This is a genomic window from Pseudonocardia lacus, from assembly GCF_018531445.1.
GTDB classification, from domain to species: domain Bacteria; phylum Actinomycetota; class Actinomycetes; order Mycobacteriales; family Pseudonocardiaceae; genus Pseudonocardia; species Pseudonocardia lacus.
In genome coordinates this window covers 17,954-33,626 of sequence record NZ_JAHDTH010000075.1, presented here as the reverse complement: position 1 = coordinate 33,626, position 15,673 = coordinate 17,954, and the positions used below count along the sequence as shown (strand labels likewise).

13 protein-coding genes are annotated in these 15,673 nt (G+C 75.2%); 5 read left to right on the top strand and 8 right to left on the bottom strand.

Going from position 1 to position 15,673, the window contains the following annotated elements; translation table 11 throughout:
- On the top strand, positions 1–419 hold a 419-nt coding region (locus KIK08_RS17615; RefSeq protein ID WP_250557224.1), incomplete at its 5' end, for a BlaI/MecI/CopY family transcriptional regulator.
- A gap of 32 nt (positions 420–451) precedes the next feature.
- On the opposite strand, the gene KIK08_RS17610 is transcribed toward KIK08_RS17615, so the two are convergent.
- The gene (locus KIK08_RS17610) at positions 452–3,718 is read right to left on the bottom strand and encodes an acetyl-CoA carboxylase family protein (protein ID WP_214404258.1); all 3,267 of its coding nucleotides are present in this window, start codon (positions 3,716–3,718) and stop codon (positions 452–454) included.
- Between the two features lie 116 nt (positions 3,719–3,834).
- On the opposite strand from KIK08_RS17610, the gene KIK08_RS17605 reads away from it, so the two are divergent.
- Positions 3,835–4,275, top strand: a complete 441-nt coding sequence (locus tag KIK08_RS17605) for a hypothetical protein (protein ID WP_214404257.1) — start codon at positions 3,835–3,837, stop codon at positions 4,273–4,275.
- Positions 4,276–4,280: 5 nt separating this feature from the next.
- Here KIK08_RS17605 and KIK08_RS17600 read toward each other — a convergent pair whose 3' ends face one another.
- Positions 4,281–5,177, bottom strand: a complete 897-nt coding sequence (locus KIK08_RS17600; RefSeq protein ID WP_250557223.1) for an SDR family NAD(P)-dependent oxidoreductase — start codon at positions 5,175–5,177, stop codon at positions 4,281–4,283.
- Positions 5,178–5,262: 85 nt separating this feature from the next.
- Between KIK08_RS17600 and KIK08_RS17595 the strand changes: the two genes are divergently transcribed.
- Positions 5,263–5,703 carry an SRPBCC family protein gene (locus tag KIK08_RS17595; protein WP_308257697.1) on the top strand — a complete coding sequence of 147 codons (441 nt, stop codon included), beginning with the start codon at positions 5,263–5,265 and terminating at the stop codon, positions 5,701–5,703.
- Here the strand turns inward: KIK08_RS17595 and KIK08_RS17590 are convergent.
- On the bottom strand, positions 5,676–7,286 hold the full coding sequence (locus KIK08_RS17590) for a phytoene desaturase family protein (protein ID WP_250557222.1): 1,611 nt from the start codon (positions 7,284–7,286) through the stop codon (positions 5,676–5,678). The genes KIK08_RS17595 and KIK08_RS17590 overlap by 28 nt on opposite strands.
- A 1,186-nt stretch (positions 7,287–8,472) precedes the next feature.
- Here KIK08_RS17590 and KIK08_RS17585 point away from each other — a divergent pair.
- Positions 8,473–9,681, top strand: a complete 1,209-nt coding sequence (locus KIK08_RS17585; RefSeq protein ID WP_214404254.1) for a low temperature requirement protein A — start codon at positions 8,473–8,475, stop codon at positions 9,679–9,681.
- Here KIK08_RS17585 and KIK08_RS17580 read toward each other — a convergent pair whose 3' ends face one another.
- Together KIK08_RS17580 and KIK08_RS17575 are read right to left on the bottom strand one after the other, a co-directional pair.
- Complete coding sequence (locus KIK08_RS17580) at positions 9,682–10,560, bottom strand: acyl-CoA thioesterase (RefSeq protein ID WP_214404253.1); 879 nt, start codon at positions 10,558–10,560, stop codon at positions 9,682–9,684.
- Positions 10,557–12,023, bottom strand: a complete 1,467-nt coding sequence (locus KIK08_RS17575; protein ID WP_214404252.1) for an AMP-binding protein — start codon at positions 12,021–12,023, stop codon at positions 10,557–10,559. The genes KIK08_RS17580 and KIK08_RS17575 overlap by 4 nt, the downstream gene beginning before the upstream one ends.
- Before the next feature lie 204 nt (positions 12,024–12,227).
- Here KIK08_RS17575 and KIK08_RS17570 point away from each other — a divergent pair, with 204 nt between their 5' ends.
- Positions 12,228–12,620: a cupin domain-containing protein gene (locus KIK08_RS17570; RefSeq protein ID WP_214404251.1), complete on the top strand. Its 393-nt coding sequence runs from the start codon at positions 12,228–12,230 to the stop codon at positions 12,618–12,620.
- A 13-nt stretch (positions 12,621–12,633) separates the two neighbouring features.
- Here KIK08_RS17570 and KIK08_RS17565 read toward each other — a convergent pair whose 3' ends face one another.
- The 3 genes from KIK08_RS17565 to KIK08_RS17555 form a co-directional block, all read right to left on the bottom strand.
- On the bottom strand, positions 12,634–13,473 hold the full coding sequence (locus KIK08_RS17565; protein WP_214404250.1) for an enoyl-CoA hydratase-related protein: 840 nt from the start codon (positions 13,471–13,473) through the stop codon (positions 12,634–12,636).
- A gap of 63 nt (positions 13,474–13,536) precedes the next feature.
- Positions 13,537–14,361: an SAM-dependent methyltransferase gene (locus KIK08_RS17560; protein WP_214404249.1), complete on the bottom strand. Its 825-nt coding sequence runs from the start codon at positions 14,359–14,361 to the stop codon at positions 13,537–13,539.
- A 169-nt stretch (positions 14,362–14,530) separates the two neighbouring features.
- Positions 14,531–15,673, bottom strand: a complete 1,143-nt coding sequence (locus KIK08_RS17555) for an LLM class flavin-dependent oxidoreductase (protein ID WP_214404261.1) — start codon at positions 15,671–15,673, stop codon at positions 14,531–14,533.

Here is a 15,673-nt window from a genome sequence, read left to right as displayed (position 1 = left end):
GTCATCGCCGCGCTCGCGGTGCGGGTGGGCAGCGGGCGCCCGGTGGGGGCCCGGCGATGACCCGCGGGCGCGGCGAGCTGGAGCGCGACGTGATGGGCGTGCTCTGGGGCCGCGGCGAGCCCGCGGCGGCGCGCACGGTGCTGCGCGCCCTCGGCGACCCCGACCTCGCCTACGCCACCGTCAAGACGGTGCTGGAGCGGTTGACCCGCAAGGGGATCGCGTCCCGGGTGCGGGTCGACCGGACCTGGCACTACTCCGCCACCCGCAGCCGCGACGCGTTCGTCGCCGGGCTGATGCTGCAGGCGCTGGAGCGCTCCGCCGACCGCGACGCCTCGCTGGTGGCGTTCGTGCGCTCGGTCAGCCCGACCGACGCGGCGGTCCTGCGGGCCGCGCTCGCCGACCCCGGGCCGCCGCCCTGATCCCGGTCGCCCGATGACGTCTCCGCCGCGGGTCACCAGGTGTCGATGTGGGGGCGGGTCTTGCCGCCCGGTTGCGGGCCCACGGGGGCGGGTGGGAAGGACGAGGTGATCCAGCGCCGGGTGTCGGCCGGGTCGATGACGTCGTCGACCTCGAAGACCGTGGCCACGCTGAGCGCCTTGCCGCGCTCGTAGCTCTCGGCGACGAGCTTCTCGTAGAGGGCCTGGCGCTCGGCCGGGTCGGTGAGGGCCTCCAGCTCCTTGCGGTAGCCCAGGCGCACCGCACCCTCCAGCCCCATCCCGCCCAGTTCGCCGGTCGGCCAGGACACCGTGAACGCCGGGGCCTTCAGGCTGCCACCGGCCATGCCCTGGGCGCCCAGGCCGTAGCACTTGCGCACGATCACCATCCCGAGCGGGACGCTGAGGTTCGCGCCGACCACGAACAGCCGGCTGAAGTGCCGGACGGTGGCCTCGCGCTCGGAGTCGGTGCCGACCATGAAGCCGGGGGTGTCGCACAGCGAGACGACCGGTAGCCCGAACGCGTCGCAGAGCTGCAGGAACCGGGCGGCCTTGTCGGCGGCGTCGCGGTCGATGGCCCCGCCGAGGTGGGTGGGGTCGTTGGCGATCAGGCCCATCGGGCGGCCCTCGACGCGGATCAGGGCGGTCACCATCCCGACGCCGAACCCGCGGCGCAGCTCCAGCACCGAGCCCTCGTCGGCGAGCCCGTGCACGGCCGCGCGGATGTCGTAGACGCGCACCCGGTTCTCCGGGACGACGTGGCGCAGGCGGCGCTGGTCGGGGGCGGTCCAGTCGGCCACCGGTCCCTGGAAGTAGGACAGGTACTGCTTGGCGATGCGGGTGGCCTCGGCCTCGTCAGCCGCCACGATGTCGACCACGCCGTTGGGCACCTGCACCGACAGCGGGCCGACCTCGTCCGGCGCGACGACGCCGAGGCCGCCGCCCTCGATCATCGCCGGGCCGCCCATGCCGATGCTGGCGCCCTCCACGGCGATGATGACGTCGCAGGTGCCCAGCAGCGCCGCGTTGCCGGCGAAGCACCGCCCCGCCACCACGCCGACCAGCGGCACCAGCGCCGACAGCCGGCCGAACAGCTCGAACGCCGGCGTCGGCAGCCCGGTCATGCCCAGGCCGTCGGTGTCGCCGGGGCGCCCGCCGCCGCCCTCGGCGTAGAGCACGACCGGCAGCCTGCGGCGCGCGGCCAGCTCGAAGACCCGGTCCTTCTTGTCGTGGTTGAGCTTGCCCTGGGTGCCGGCGAGCACGGTGTAGTCGTAGGCGACGACGACGGCGCGGGCGTTCTCCTCGCCGACCAGGTCGGCGTTGATCGTGGCGGTGCCGGCGACGAGGCCGTCGGCGGGGGTGCGCTCGATGAGGTCCTCCAGCGAGCGGCGGCGGCGCTGGGCGGCGATCGCCAGCGCGCCGTACTCGACGAAGCTGCCCTCGTCGCACAGGTCGGCGACGTTCTCCCGGGCGGTGCGCAGCCCGAGCCGGTGCCGCTTGGCCACGGCCTCGCCGCGCCGCTCGTCCAGCCCGATGGCGTGCCGTTCGATGACCTCGGCGAGGTCGGGGCGGATGTGGTCGGGGTCGACCTCGGCGACGGCGGCGGCGTCCTCGGCGTCGGTGGCGACCGGGCGCAGCGCGACCAGCACGTCGCCGGCCGCGACGGTGTCGCCCACCGCGACGGCGAGCGCGGTGACCGTGCCGGCGGTCGGCGCGGCGACGACGTGCTCCATCTTCAGCGCCTCCAGGACCACCAGCGCGGCGCCGGCGCGCACGGTGTCGCCTTCCTGCGCCTCGATCGCGACCACCGTCCCCGGGCCCAGCGCGCGGACCGCCTCGGCGTCGTCCGGGAGCGCGACCGCGCGCGGGCGGCCGGTGTCGGCGACCTCGGCGACCCGCTCCACGTAGCGGTGCGGGCGGGTGGCGGCGAGGATCTCGGGCAGGTGCCGGTCGAGGAAGGTGGTGTCCAGCTCGCCCGCGGCGAACGCCGGGTGCGCGACGATCCCGGCCAGCACGTCCAGGTTGGTGTCGACGCCGGCGATGTGGCACTCCGAGAGCGCCCGGTGCGCGCGGGCGGCCAGCGCGGCCAGGTCGGGCGAGCGGTCGTGCACGACGAGCTTGGCCAGCAGCGGGTCGTAGCGCAGGCTCGTCCGGTAGCCGACGTGCCCGGCGGCGTCGACGCGGACCCCGCGCCCGGCGGGCAGCTCGAAGGCGGTCAGCGTGCCGGCGGCCGGGGTGGTGGTGCCGTCGGGGTTGGTCACCTCGGTGGTGATGCGGGCCTGCAGCGCCGCCCCGCGCGGCTCGGGCACCGGGTCGAGGCCGACGTCGGCGAGCGAACGCCCCGCGGCCAGCTCCAGCTGCACGCGCACCAGGTCGACCCCGGTGACCTCCTCGGTGACCGTGTGCTCCACCTGCAACCGGGGATTGACCTCGCAGAACGCGATTCTCGTCCCGCTGACGAGGAACTCGACCGTGCCGACCCCGCGGTACCCGACGGCCTCCCCGACCCGGACCGCCGCGGCCAGCAGCTCGGCGCGCACGGCGGCGGGCAGGCCCGGGGCCGGGGCCAGCTCGACGACCTTCTGGTGCCGGCGCTGGATCGAGCAGTCGCGCTCGCCGAGGGCGATGACGCCGCTCCCGTCGCCGACGATCTGCACCTCGATGTGCCGGGCCGGCGTGAGCAGCTCCTCGACGTAGACGCGGTCGTCGCCGAACGCCGTGCGCGCCTCCGAGGCGCACCGCGCGTAGGCCTCGGCCAGCGCGTCGGGATCGGTGACCGCGCGCATCCCCCGCCCGCCCCCGCCCGCCACGGCTTTGAGCATCACCGCGCCGGGCGCGGGCAGACCGCGCCGGAACTCCGCGGCACCGTCGACGTCGACCGGACCGGTGCCGGCCAGCACCGGCAGACCGATCCCCTCGGCCAGGGAGCGGGCGCTGGTCTTGTCGCCGAACCGGGCCAGCACCCGCGCGGGCGGCCCCACGAACGCGATCCCGCGCTCGGCGCAGGCCTCGGCGAACCGCGCGTTCTCGCTGAGGAACCCGTAGCCGGGATGGACGGCGTCGGCGCCGGCCTCCTGGGCCGCGCGCAGCACGTCGTCGATGTCGAGGTAGGCGGCCACCCCGGTGCCGCGCAGCGCGACCGCCGCGTCGGCCTTGGCGACGTGCGGGGCGTCGGCGTCGTCGGTCGCGTGGACCGCCACGGCGGGCAGCCCGAGATCGGCGGCGGCCCGGGCGATGCGGACGGCGATCTCGCCGCGGTTGGCGATCAGCAGGCGGGAGAACACGACTGATCGTCCGTTAAGCGCGACGAGGCTGTCAACGTCGCCACCGGCGCTCGTCCGACCGGCGCAGCCCGCATCGTCCGGGATCCCGCGCCGGGGCGGTCGGCCACACTCCGCGGGTGAGCATGATCATCACGTTCTTCGTCGCCGCCGACGACGCGGCCGCCACCGGCGCACTGGCCGACGGGCCCGGCCCCGGGACCGACACGGCCACCTGCGGCAACTTCGACGTCTTCTTCGCACTCGGCGAGTGGCAGGCCATCCTCGACGGCAACGGCAACGGCGCCGGCGGCGCCGCGTTCGTTCCGGACTACCCCGACGTCGTGGCCAGCGGCGACGACACCGCCATGGTCCTCGCGGTGCCGCCCGCCCTCGAACGGGCGCTCGTCGACGCCGACGGGCCGACGCTGGCCGCCACCGCCGAGCACTGGGTCCGCGAGCAGGCCGCGGAGGGGCAGGAGCTCGACGCCGAGCTGTTCACCGGGGTGCTCGGCGAGCTGGCCGGCCTGGCCCGCACGGCCGCCGGGACCGGCGGGGCGACCTACTGCCGGGTGGGCTGAACGCGCTACCGGTCCGCCCGCCAGCCGCCACGGACGGCGCCGGGGCCCGGCGCCGGGCGGAACAGGTTGCCCGCCGTCGACGGGGCCCGCTTCGTCGGCGACAGGCCCCACCGCTCCAGGCCGATCCCGATCGTCCACTCCGCCGAGCCCGGCCACAGCCGGTACTGGGCGAGCAGCGCCCGCCCCAGCAGCCCGCCGACGACCGTCTCCCCCCGGGGGCGCCGCAGCCGGCGGACGACGGCCGCGGCCACCCGCTCCGGGGGCAGCGGCGGCGGGAGCGCCCGGACACGGCGGCCGGTGCGGTTGGCCGCGTCCTGCCACATCGGGGTGTCGATGGCGGTCGGGAACACCGTGCACACGTCGACGCCGCGGACGCCGGCCAACCGCAACTCCTGGCGCAGGCACGCGCCCAGCCCGCGGACCGCGAACTTCGCCATCGTGTAGCCGGCGCCGTAGGGCTGGGCGACGATCCCCAGGATCGACGAGAGGTTGACGACCACGCCGTGGCCCTGCGGGACCATCCGGCTCAGCGCGGACCGGCAGCCGTGCACGCAGCCGCCGAGGTCGACGTCCAGGACCCGGCGGATCTCGTCGAGGGGGGCGTCGAGGAACGCCCCGAACATCTCCACCCCGGCCGAGTTCACCCAGCCGTCGATGCGCCCGAACCGCTCGACGGTGGTGGCGGCGACCCGCTCGACCGCCTCCGCGTCGGCCACGTCGGCCGACAGCGCGAGGGTCTGCCCGCCCAGGCCGCGGCACTCGGCCGCGGTGGCGGCCAGGCCCTCCGCGCCCCGGGCGACCAGCACGACGCGGGCGCCGCCCGCGCACAGCCGGAGCGCGGTCGCCCTGCCGATCCCGCTGGTGGCGCCGGTCACCACGACGACGCTGCCCTCGATGCGCATTGCGCCGGGTACCCGGTCGGTGGTGTTCGATCCCTCCCGGCCGTTCCGGCGGGCCGATCGGGCCCGTCGCCCCTACGCTGCCGGCGTGATTGCTGTGCGACGCGAATCGGAAGCCGACGCCGACACGGTCTGGCGCATCCTGGCGGACGGGTGGCTGTACCCGTCCTGGGTGGTCGGGGCGTCCAGGATGCGCGACGTCGACGCGGGCTGGCCCGCGGTCGGCACCCTGCTGCACCACTCGGTCGGCGCCTGGCCCGCCCTGATCAACGACACCACCGAGGTGCTGCGCAGCGAGCCCGGCCGGGAACTGCTGCTGCGCGGGCGCCTCTGGCCGCTCGGCGAGGCCGAGATCCTGCTGCGGCTGGAGCCGGACGCCGGCGGCGGCTGCACCATCCACATGGAGGAGGACGTGGTCAGCGGCCCGACGAAGCTGCTGCCGCACCCGGTGCGCGCGGCGATGATCGTCCCCCGCAACAACGAGACCCTCCGCCGGCTGACCTACCTCGCCGAGGGCCGGTCGCGGTAGACCAGCTCCAGCGCCGCGGAGGTCGCCCTGCGGCGCAGCTTCCCGCGCAGCCCCTGCTCCCCGAGCGCGGCCCTCGCGGCCAGGTAGCCGCACACCCCGTGCACCCCCCCGCCGGGGTGCGCCGACGCGCTGGCCAGGTACAGCCCGTCGACCACCGTCTCCGGCCGGCCCAGGCCCGGGAACGGCCGGAAGACCAGCTGCTGGAACAGCTGCGCGGTGCCGCCGTTGACCGCGCCGTGCTCCAGGTTGGGGTCGGCGGCGGTCAGGTCGGTGGGCAGCTGGACGTGGCGGTGCAGCACCTTCGAGCCGAAGCCCGGGGCGTGCTCCTCGATCACCTCGTCGATGCGGCGCGCCACCTCCGTCGCCGACTCGTCGTCGCTCACCTTGCGGGGCATGTGGGTGTAGGCCCACACGCTCTCGGTGCCCTCCGGTGAGCGCGTCGGGTCGGTCGTGGTCATCTGGCCCAGCAGCATGAAGGGCGAGCGCGGCAGCGTCTCCGACTCGATGTCCGACGACCAGCGGGTCAGGCCGCGCCCGTCGGCCCCGACGTGCACGGTTCCGGCGCCGGTGACGTTCGGGGACTTCCACGGGATGGGCCCGTCCAACGCCCAGTTGACCTTGACGACCGGGGTGTCCCACTCGAAGTGCTCCAGGTCCTCGTGCAGCCGGGCGGGCAGCGCGTCGGCCGGGAGCATCCGCTGGTAGAGCGCGGGGGCCGAGACGTCGGCCAGCACGGCCCGGCGGGCCCGCACGGTCAGCCCGGCCGCCGTGCGCACGGCCACCGCGCGACCGCCGCGCACGTCGATGCGCTCGACGTGCTGCCCGGTGTGGATCTGGGCGCCCGCCGCCACCGCCCGCCGCTCCAGCGCGGCGGCCAGCTGCCCGGCGCCCCCGCGCGGCGCCGGGAACCCGTACCGCTGGCCGAGCATCACCAGCAGCCAGCCGTAGACGCCGCTGATCGAGGCGTCCGGCGGCGCGTCGGCGTGCACGGCGTTGCCGGCCAGCAGCAGCCGGGCCGGCTCCCCGCCGAACAGCTCCTCGGCCATCCGGGCGGCCGGCAGCAGCGCGAACCGCGCCATCCGCAGCGCCTCCGCGGTGCCCAGCCTGCGCAGCAGCGCCACCGGCCCGCGCACCGGCGGGAACGCGGTGAACAGGGTGCGCAGCAGGAGGTCGCCGATGTCGTCCCACTGGTCGCACAGCCGCAGCCAGGCCTCGCCGTCGCCGGCGTGGTGCTCGTCGAGGCCGGCGGCGGTGCGCTCGCGGTCGCGGTGCAGCACGGCGGCCGGGCCGCCGTCCGGACGCGGCGGGTGCGCCAGCACCGACGGCGCGTGCACCCACTCCAGGCCGTGCGGGCCCAGGTCCAGCGAGCGCAGCACCGGGGAGGCGGCGCCGAGCGGGTAGAACGCGCTGAACAGGTCGGCGGTGAACCCGGGGTGCAGCTCGGTCGACCGCACCGCCCCGCCCACGACGTCGTGCGACTCCAGCACGCACACGTCCCACCCGGCGTCGGCGAGCAGCGCCGCCGCCACCAACCCGTGGTGCCCCCCGCCCACGACCACCGCGTCCGCCGTCATCTCCGCCATACCCGGAGTCTGACCGGGCAGCGCCCACCCGAAACCCACCGGCGCCCGCGGTGTTGCGGCCCCGCGTGGCGGAGCCGCCCGTCGAGAACGAAGTTGTCGTGATCAACGGGGCCTGTTGATCACGACAAGTTCGTTCTCGACGGCACTATCGGCCGGGCGGGGCGGCGCTGGTTGGACGAGAGCCGCGCTCGTCTCGCGGCGGCGCGGGGTTCTTGGGGTGAGCGCCGCAGGCGCGAACCCGGGGGCGCGCGTAGCGCGCCCACACCCCCCGCGAGGAGGGCCCTGCTTGATCTGAGGTCGCTCGCCGCGGAGGCGCCGGAGGCAACCTGGCCCACCCTCTCGGACCCCACTGATCGCCCGGACATGACCGGGGCCGAAGGCGCTGTTGCGCCCGCTGGTCACCTCGCCCAGGGACGTCACTGTCTACTGCGCCTCCGGCGGCGCTTCCAGCGGGGACCTCAGCTCAAGCAGGGGGGTCGTGCTCCCCTGCCGCCGCGTCGGCAGGGGAGCACTCGGGAGAAGTGTGGGCGCTACCGCGCCCACCGGGCCGAGCCCGGCTCGCAGCCCTCGCGGTGTCCTCGCAGCACCGGGTGTGCGCTCGCAGCCCGCCGGCGTGCTGCGACGACCCAGCCAGCGCTGCGAGGTCTCCCGCCAGCGCTGCGCCACCACCCCCAACCGGTCACCTCGCAGCACAAGGGGTGCCCTCGCAACCCGCCGGCCCGCTGCGAGCACCCAGCCGCTGCTGCGACACCCACCCCACGCTGCGAGAACGCCCCTACCCGGGGCCGGGGGCGTCTTCGCAGGGGCGGTGAGACTCTGCGAAGTGGCCGACTGGCGTACGCGGGCGTCTTCCGGCCGGCATGGCCCCTCCCCGCCAGCGCTGCAACGACCCAGCCAGCCCCGCGACGTCCCCGCCAGCGCTGCGCAACCGCCCCAACCGGCCCCCTCGCAGCAGCAGGCACGTGCTCGCAGCCCGCCGGCGCCCTGCGACACCCCAGCCAGCGCTGCGAGAACACCGCTAGCCCTGCGAGGACACCCTCTGTCGCTCCGGCCGGCCGCACGAGAGCGGCTCTCGTCCAACCTGGTCGTACGAAAGCGGCTCTCGTCCAACCGGCCACGTCCCCCGCCCACCCCGGCCCCGTCGAGAACGACGTTCTCGACGGACACGTTCGGGGTACTGGGTGACGTGGGCGACGGGAACGGGTGGCTGCGGCCGCCCCGGTTGGCGACCGGGGAGAAGCGCAGCGCGACGCGGCTGGAGCTGTTCTACGACCTCGCCTACGTGCTGGTCGTCGCCGAGCTCGCCTCGGCGCTGCTCAAGGACATGTCCTGGACCGGGGTGGGGATCTTCGCCGGGCTGTTCACCGTCATGTGGTTCTCCTGGGTCAGCACCACGCTCTACGCCAACCGCTTCGACACCGACGACGTGCTGTTCCGGATCGCGATCCTGACCGACACCGCCGCCGTCGCCGGGTGCGCCGCGGCCGCCACCGGGGGGCTCAGTGGCTTCGACATCCCGTTCGCGGTCTGCTTCCTGATCGGCCGGCTGATCCTGGTCGGGCTGTACGTGCGGGCCTGGTGGCACGTGCGCGACAGCCGGGCGACGGTCGTCGTCTACCTGACCGGCACGAGCATCTCGGCGACGCTGTGGGCCGTCTCGCTGCTGGTGCCCGCCCCCGCCCGCTACATCCTGTGGGGCGTGTCGGTGCTGGTCGAGGCGGCGTCGCCGTTCATCGCCACCTGGCGCGGGAACACCGCGCCGCTGCACATGGAGCACCTCCCGGAGCGGTTCGGGCTGTTCGTGATCCTCGTGCTGGGCGAGGTGGTGGCCGGGATCGTCACCGGCGTGCACGACGCCGTGTGGGCGAGCCCGTCGGTGACGGTCGCCGCGGTCGCGTTCGTCGTCGGGGCGGGGTTGTGGTGGAACTACTTCGACGCCGCCTCGGTCAGCGGGGAGGACGAGCTCCAGGACGGCGCGGAGGAGGACGGCGAGGAGAAGGAGGTCGACGAGCGCCACGACCTCTACATCTACGGCCACCTGCCGCTGTCGCTGGGCATCGCGGCCACCGGTGTGGGCCTGGAGGACCTGGTGCTGCACCCGGACGCCGGGCTGCCCTCGCCCGCCATGTGGATCGCGGTGTGCGGCGTCGCCCTGGCCATGCTCGGCGCCGGGATCGTGCTGGGTGGCGTGCACCAGCGGATCTCGGCGATGTGGCCGTGGCCGGTGGCGGCCCTGGTGCCGCTGGGTGCGCTCACCTTCCTGGACGTGCCCGTGCTGGCGCTGGTCGCGATGCTCGCCGCGGTCGTCGTGCTGTTCGCGATCGCCGGGGCCCGGCAGCGGCGCAACCGGTCGAGCCGGACGTCGGACCCGGCGCCGGCGGCCGGGACCGACTAGCTACCGCTTGACCCGCACCGACATCTCCTGCGCGGCCGAGGCCAGCAGCTCGCCCCCGACCGAGAACAGCCTGCCCGCCCCGGCGGCACGCCCGCCGGCCGCGGACGGGCTGCGGCTGTCGTAGAGCACCCACTCGTCGACCCTCGCCGGCCGGTACAACCACAGGGCGTGGTCGAGGCTGGCCGTGCGGATGTCGCGGCGGGACAGGCCCTGGCGGCGGAACGCGCCGTGCACCAGCGTCAGGTCGGACAGGTACACGAGCAGGGCCCGGTGCAGCAGCGGGTCGTCGGGCAGCCGGCCGCCGATCCGCATCCAGGTCGAGGTCGCCGCGGGGTCGGGGTGGTCGTCCAGGGAGCAGGCCCGCAGCTCCAGCGCCCCCGCCCGGCTGGGGCCGTCGGGCGCCGCGGCGAACGGCACGCGCGGGGCCAGGTCGTCGGGCGCGGGGCGCTCGGGCAGCTCGTCCTGGTGGTCGGGGCCGTCCTCGGGCCGGCCGAACGACATCAGCGAGGTCGCGATGACCAGGCCGCCCTGCACGGCGTCGATGCGCCGGGTGCTGTAGGAACGCCCGTCGCGCAACGGGTCGACGACGAACCGGATCTCCTCGTCGGTCCGCCCGGCGCGCATGAAGTAGGCGTGCAGCGAGTGCGCCACGCCCGGCCCGTCGACGGTCAGCTGGGCGGCGATCATCGACTGGGCCAGTATCTGCCCGCCGAAGACGCGCCCGGTCGGCCAGCCGGTGCTCGACGCGGTGAACTCGTGCTTGCCGACCGGTTCCACGGCCAGCGCCCGCAGCAGCTCGTCGACCTGCTCGACGCCCGAGCGGTGCTCCCGCCACGACGCCGGGTCCGGCCCCGGCTCGGGGACGGGTGCCGCCGTCACGCCGTCGCCTCCAACCTGGCCTTGCGCAGCGCCGAGCGCCGGACCTTGCCGGCCTCGTCGCGCAGCGACTGGTCGGTCAGCTCGTACTCGCGCGGGCGCTTGTAGGGGGCGATCAGCTCGCGCAGGTGGGTGTCGAGCTCCTCGGCGGTGACGCCCGGCTCGGCCTCGACGATCGCGACGACCTTCTGGCCGAGGTCGTCGTCGGGCAGCCCGATGACCGCGCTGGTGCGGACGCCCGGGTGCGCGCCCAGGGCGCCCTCCACCTCGGCCGGGTACACGTTGGCGCCGCCGCTGACGATGCAGTCGGTGGACCGGTCGGACAGGTAGAGGTAGCCGTCCTCGTCGTAGTAGCCGAGGTCGCCGATCGACTCCCAGCCGTTGCGGCTGCGCGACTGCGCGCCCAGGTAGTGGTAGGTCGAGCCCGGCCCGCCCTCGGGCATCAGGAACACCTCGCCGACCACGCCGGGCGGCACGGGGTTGCCGTCCTCGTCCTGCACCTGGAACCGGGAGTTCAGCACGGGCCGCCCGACCGACCCGCGGTGCTGGAGCCACTCGGTGCCGGTGATCGAGGTGGCGCCCTGGCCCTCGGTGCCGCCGTAGACCTCGACGATCCGCTCCGGCCCGAGCCAGTCGATGAACGCCTCCTTGAGCCACGGCGCGCACGGGCCGCCGACGTGCAGCAGCATCAGCAGCGACGACCAGTCGGCCGCGGCGCGCTGCTCGGCGGGCAGGTGCCAGATCCGGTTCATCATCGTCGGCACCAGCTGCGTCCAGGTCACCCGCTGCTCGTCGACGATCGTCAGCACCCTGGTCGGGTCGAAGCGGGGCAGGATGACCAGCCGGGAGCCGCTGAAGAAGGCGCGCATGCCGTAGATGAAGGCGGCGTTGTGGTACAGCGGCCCGGCGACCAGGTGGACGCCGCCGGCCGGCACGTAGTCGACGACCGGCACGTCCGGGTCGAACACCGCCCGACCCCGGGCCACGATGATCTTCGGAAGGCCCGTGCTGCCGCCGGAGGTGAGCGCCTTCCAGTACGTCGAGACGCGGTCGGGCAGCTCCGTGTCGTCGAACCCGGCCGGGTCGAAGCCGCGGGGCAGGCTGGGCACGTCGCTGGACTCGGCGCCCAGCAGCAGCGCGGGCTCGGCCAGCGCGATGATCCGGTCGCGCTCGATCGCCGGCAGCTTCACCGACAGCGGCAGCGGCGTGCCGCCCAGCTTCCAGATCGCGACGCAGGCGCGGACGAACTCCGCCGAGTTCGGCAGCGACACCGCCACCATGCCGTCCCGCCCGACGCCGCGCTCGGCGTAGGCCCTGGCCAGCGCGTTGGTCACGCGGTCGAGCTCGGCCCATGTGCACTGGTCGGCCGGGCCCTCCCCCGGGCCGTCCTCGACGAGCGCGAGCTCGTCGGGCTTGGTCCGCGCGAAGTGACCGATCAAGCGGCCGATCGACAGCTCGGTGCCCACGTGCCTCCCCGTCCCCAGCGACGTCCCGCCCCGTGAATCTCGCACGCGGGGTGCGGCGGGTGCGCCCCCGATGTCGTCCACATCACGTCGCCGGCCCCGTCGAGAACGAGGTTACCGTGATTTTGGACCGGTCCAATCGACAACAACGTCGTTCTCGACGGATCTGGCGGTTGCGAGGAGGCCCGAACCGGGCACGGTGATCCCATGGAGCACTTCACGATCGCCAAAATTGCCGAGCAGCACGACGACTTCCGCCGCGTCCTGTGGACCGGGAAGCACACCCAGCTCGTCATCATGACCATCCCCGCAGGTGGTGAGATCGGCGAGGAGGTGCACGAGGAGAACGACCAGATCCTGACGTTCGTCAGCGGGGTCGGCGAGGCCACCGTCTCCGGGCAGAAGCGCAAGGTCGCGGCCGGCGACCTGGTCGTGGTGCCGGCCGGGCGCAAGCACAACTTCGTGAACACCGGGCCGAACCCGCTGGTCCTCTACACCGTCTACGGCCCGGCCGACCACGCCGACGGCGCGGTGCACCGGACCAAGGAGGAGGCGGACGCGCTGGAGGAGTCGGGCCAGGACGAGCCGCCGACATCGTGACCGGGGCGGCGGGTCACCGGCCGAAGACGGGGGCCCGCTTCTCCACGAACGCCAGCACGGCCTCCCGGTGGTCGTCGGTGACGCCGCAGGTCAGGTGCCGGGGCACCTCCCGGTCCATCGCGGCGGCCAGGTCGAGCTGCTCGGCGTCGAGCAGGTTCTGCTTCATCGCGGCCAGCGCCTGGCGCGGGCCGGCGGCCAGCCCGGCGGCGACGCCCAGCGCGTACTCCCGCAGCTCCTCGGCGGGCACCACCCAGTTGAGCAGGCCCCAGTCGAGGGCGGTGGCGGCGTCGATCCGCTCGCCGAGGAACATCGCCTGGCGGGCCCTGGCCGGCCCGACCAGCCTGGTCAGGCCCCAGATGGCGCCGTAGTCGCCGGAGAGCCCGACCTTGCCGAACGCCCCGACGATCGACGACCGGTCGCAGCCGACGCGCAGGTCGCAGGCCAGGGCGAGGCCGATGCCGGCGCCCGCGGCGGCGCCGGGGAGCGCGGCGACGGTGGGCTTGGCGTAGGAGTGCAGCCGGCCCGTCGTCGCGCGCTGGCTGGCCCGCTGCCGGGCCACCCGCTCGTCGATCGACTCGCTGTGCCCGCCGCCCTCGCCGCCGCGCTCGGCGAAGCCCTTGACGTCGCCGCCCGCGCAGAACGCCGGACCGGCCCCGGTGAGCACGACGGCGCCGATGTCGTCGGCGGCCTCCCACTCGTCGAGCAGCCGGGCGAGCGCCTCGAACATCGCCGCGGACAGCGCGTTGCGCCGGTCGGGGCGGTTCAGGGTGAGGACGCCGACCCCACGCTCGACCGAGGCGAGCAGGTCGGTGGTGCCGGTGTCGATCTCCGTGCCGCTGCTGGCCGCCTGCATGCCCGCTCCTCACGCCGCTGTGGGTGTCCCGGTCGTGAGCAAAGCACACGACCGGGCGCCGGGTCAGCGCTTGCGGCCCACCCCACCGAAGCCGTCGACGGCGGCGGGCACGCCGTCGCCGGGGGCCGGCCGCCACCGGGAGACCGGGACGCAGCCCGGCGGCAGGAACTCCAGCCCCTCGAAGAAGCTCTCGACCTCGTGCGGCTCGCGGGTCGTGTACGGCACCGCGCCGGTGTCGGCGTACTCCGCGCCCGCCTTGCGCACCGCCTCCCCGACGACCACGTGGGTGCCGTCGGCGGCCACCAGGAAGCTGCCGGGGCAGGTGCGGTCCATGACGTAGCGGACGAGGTCGCGCGCCTCGTCGAGATCGGGGATGTGCCCGAGCACCCCCATCATCAGCACGGCGACGGGCCGGTTCAGGTCGATGTGCTCGCCGACCAGGCGCAGCATGCCGCCCGGGTCGAGGATGTCGGCGTCGACGAAGCGGGTGGCGCCCGCGGCGCCGTCGGCCAGGATCCGCTCGGCGTGCGCGACGACCTCGGGCTCGTGGTCGACGCACACGACGACGGCGTCGGGGGCGGTGCGCTGGACGATCTGGTGGGTGTTCTCCACCGCCGGCAGGCCCGCGCCGACGTCGAGGAACTGGCGCACCCCCTCCTGGCGGGCCAGCGTCTCCACGGCCCGCCCGAGGAACGCCCGCGACTCCCGCACGACGTCGACCACCTCGGGGTTCAACGCCAGCCAGGCGTCACCCGCCGCGCGGTCGGCCGCGGTGTTGTCGGTGCCGCCCAGCCAGTAGTTCCAAATGCGCGCGGAGTGCGGTCTGCCGCTGGCGCCCATCAGGTCGTCGGTCACGAGGTTCCCCCGTTCGGTCTCGGTGGCGGCCACGCGCAGTGTGCTCTGCGGCACCCACTCTGGCGCGTGGCCACGACGGTCCCCGACCCGGGGTATCGAAGGGAGAGCACTCCGTGACGGATCCGTCATCTGAGCGAGGATCGGGGCAGCGCCCCGGATACGCCTATCCGCCGCCCGTGTGACCTGGCCAGGTGGCCGAGCGTCAGACGATCGCCGGCACGTCGGCCCATGCGCCGGCCAGCAGCTCGGCGCTGCGCACCCGGTCGGCGTGCTCGGTGGTGATCGTGGTGACCAGCAGCTCGTCGGCGCCGGTCACCGCGGCCAACGTCCGCAGCCCCTCGACGACGGTCTGCGGCGACCCGACGATCTGGGTGTCGACGCGGTCGGCGACGGCGGCGCGCTCGTCGTCGGTCCACTCGCGGGCCCGGGCCTCGGCCGGCGTCACGTACGGCCGCGCGCCGCGCCCCGAGCGGACGTCGAGCACCCACTGCGCGTACGGCGCGGCCAGCTCGCGGGCGCGCTCGTCGGTCTCGGCGACGACGACGTCGGCGGACACCATGACGTGGGGCCGGTCGAGCGGCCCGGGCCGGAACGCCTCCCGGTAGGCGGCCACCGTGTCCAGCACGGTGGCCGGCAGCACGTGGTAGTTGGCCGCGAACGGCAGCCCGCGGCGGCCGGCGGCCTGCGCGCTGCTGCCCGGCGTCGAGCCGAGGATCCAGACGTCGAGGTCGGCGCCCTCGGCCGGCAGCACGTGCAGCGGGCGGCCGTCGGCGCCGGTGGCCGTGCCGGCGATGTAGTCGAGGATCTCGCCGACCTGGGCGTCGTAGTCCGGCGGCTCCTCGTCGAGCGGCACGCCGAGCAGCGCGAGCGCGTGGCCGAGTGCGTGCAGGTCGGCCCCGGGCAGCGGCACGGGCAGCGCCGGGACCAGCAGCCCGTCGACGACGCGGGCGGGCCGGGGGCCGCCGGGGGGCGGAGCCAGGCGCGGCGTGCCCTCCTTGCGCCGGACGAGCCGGCTCACGTCCACGCGCCCCAGGCCCAGGTCGACCCGGCCCGGGTGTACGGCGGCGATCGTGCCGAACTGCTCGGCCACCTGCAGCGGCACCGTGCTGGGCAGCAGGGTGGCCCCGGAGCCGACGCGGATCCGCTCGGTGGCCGCGGCCAGCAGCGCCACCAGCACCGGCGTCGACGACGACGCCACCCCGGTCACCAGGTGGTGCTCGGCGACCCAGTACCGCAGGTAGCCGGCCCGCTCGGCGGCCCGCGCGAGGTCGATCGAGTTGCGCAGGGCGTCGCCGGGCGTGCCGCCCGCGGGTACCGGCGACAGGTCCAGGATGGACAGCGGGAT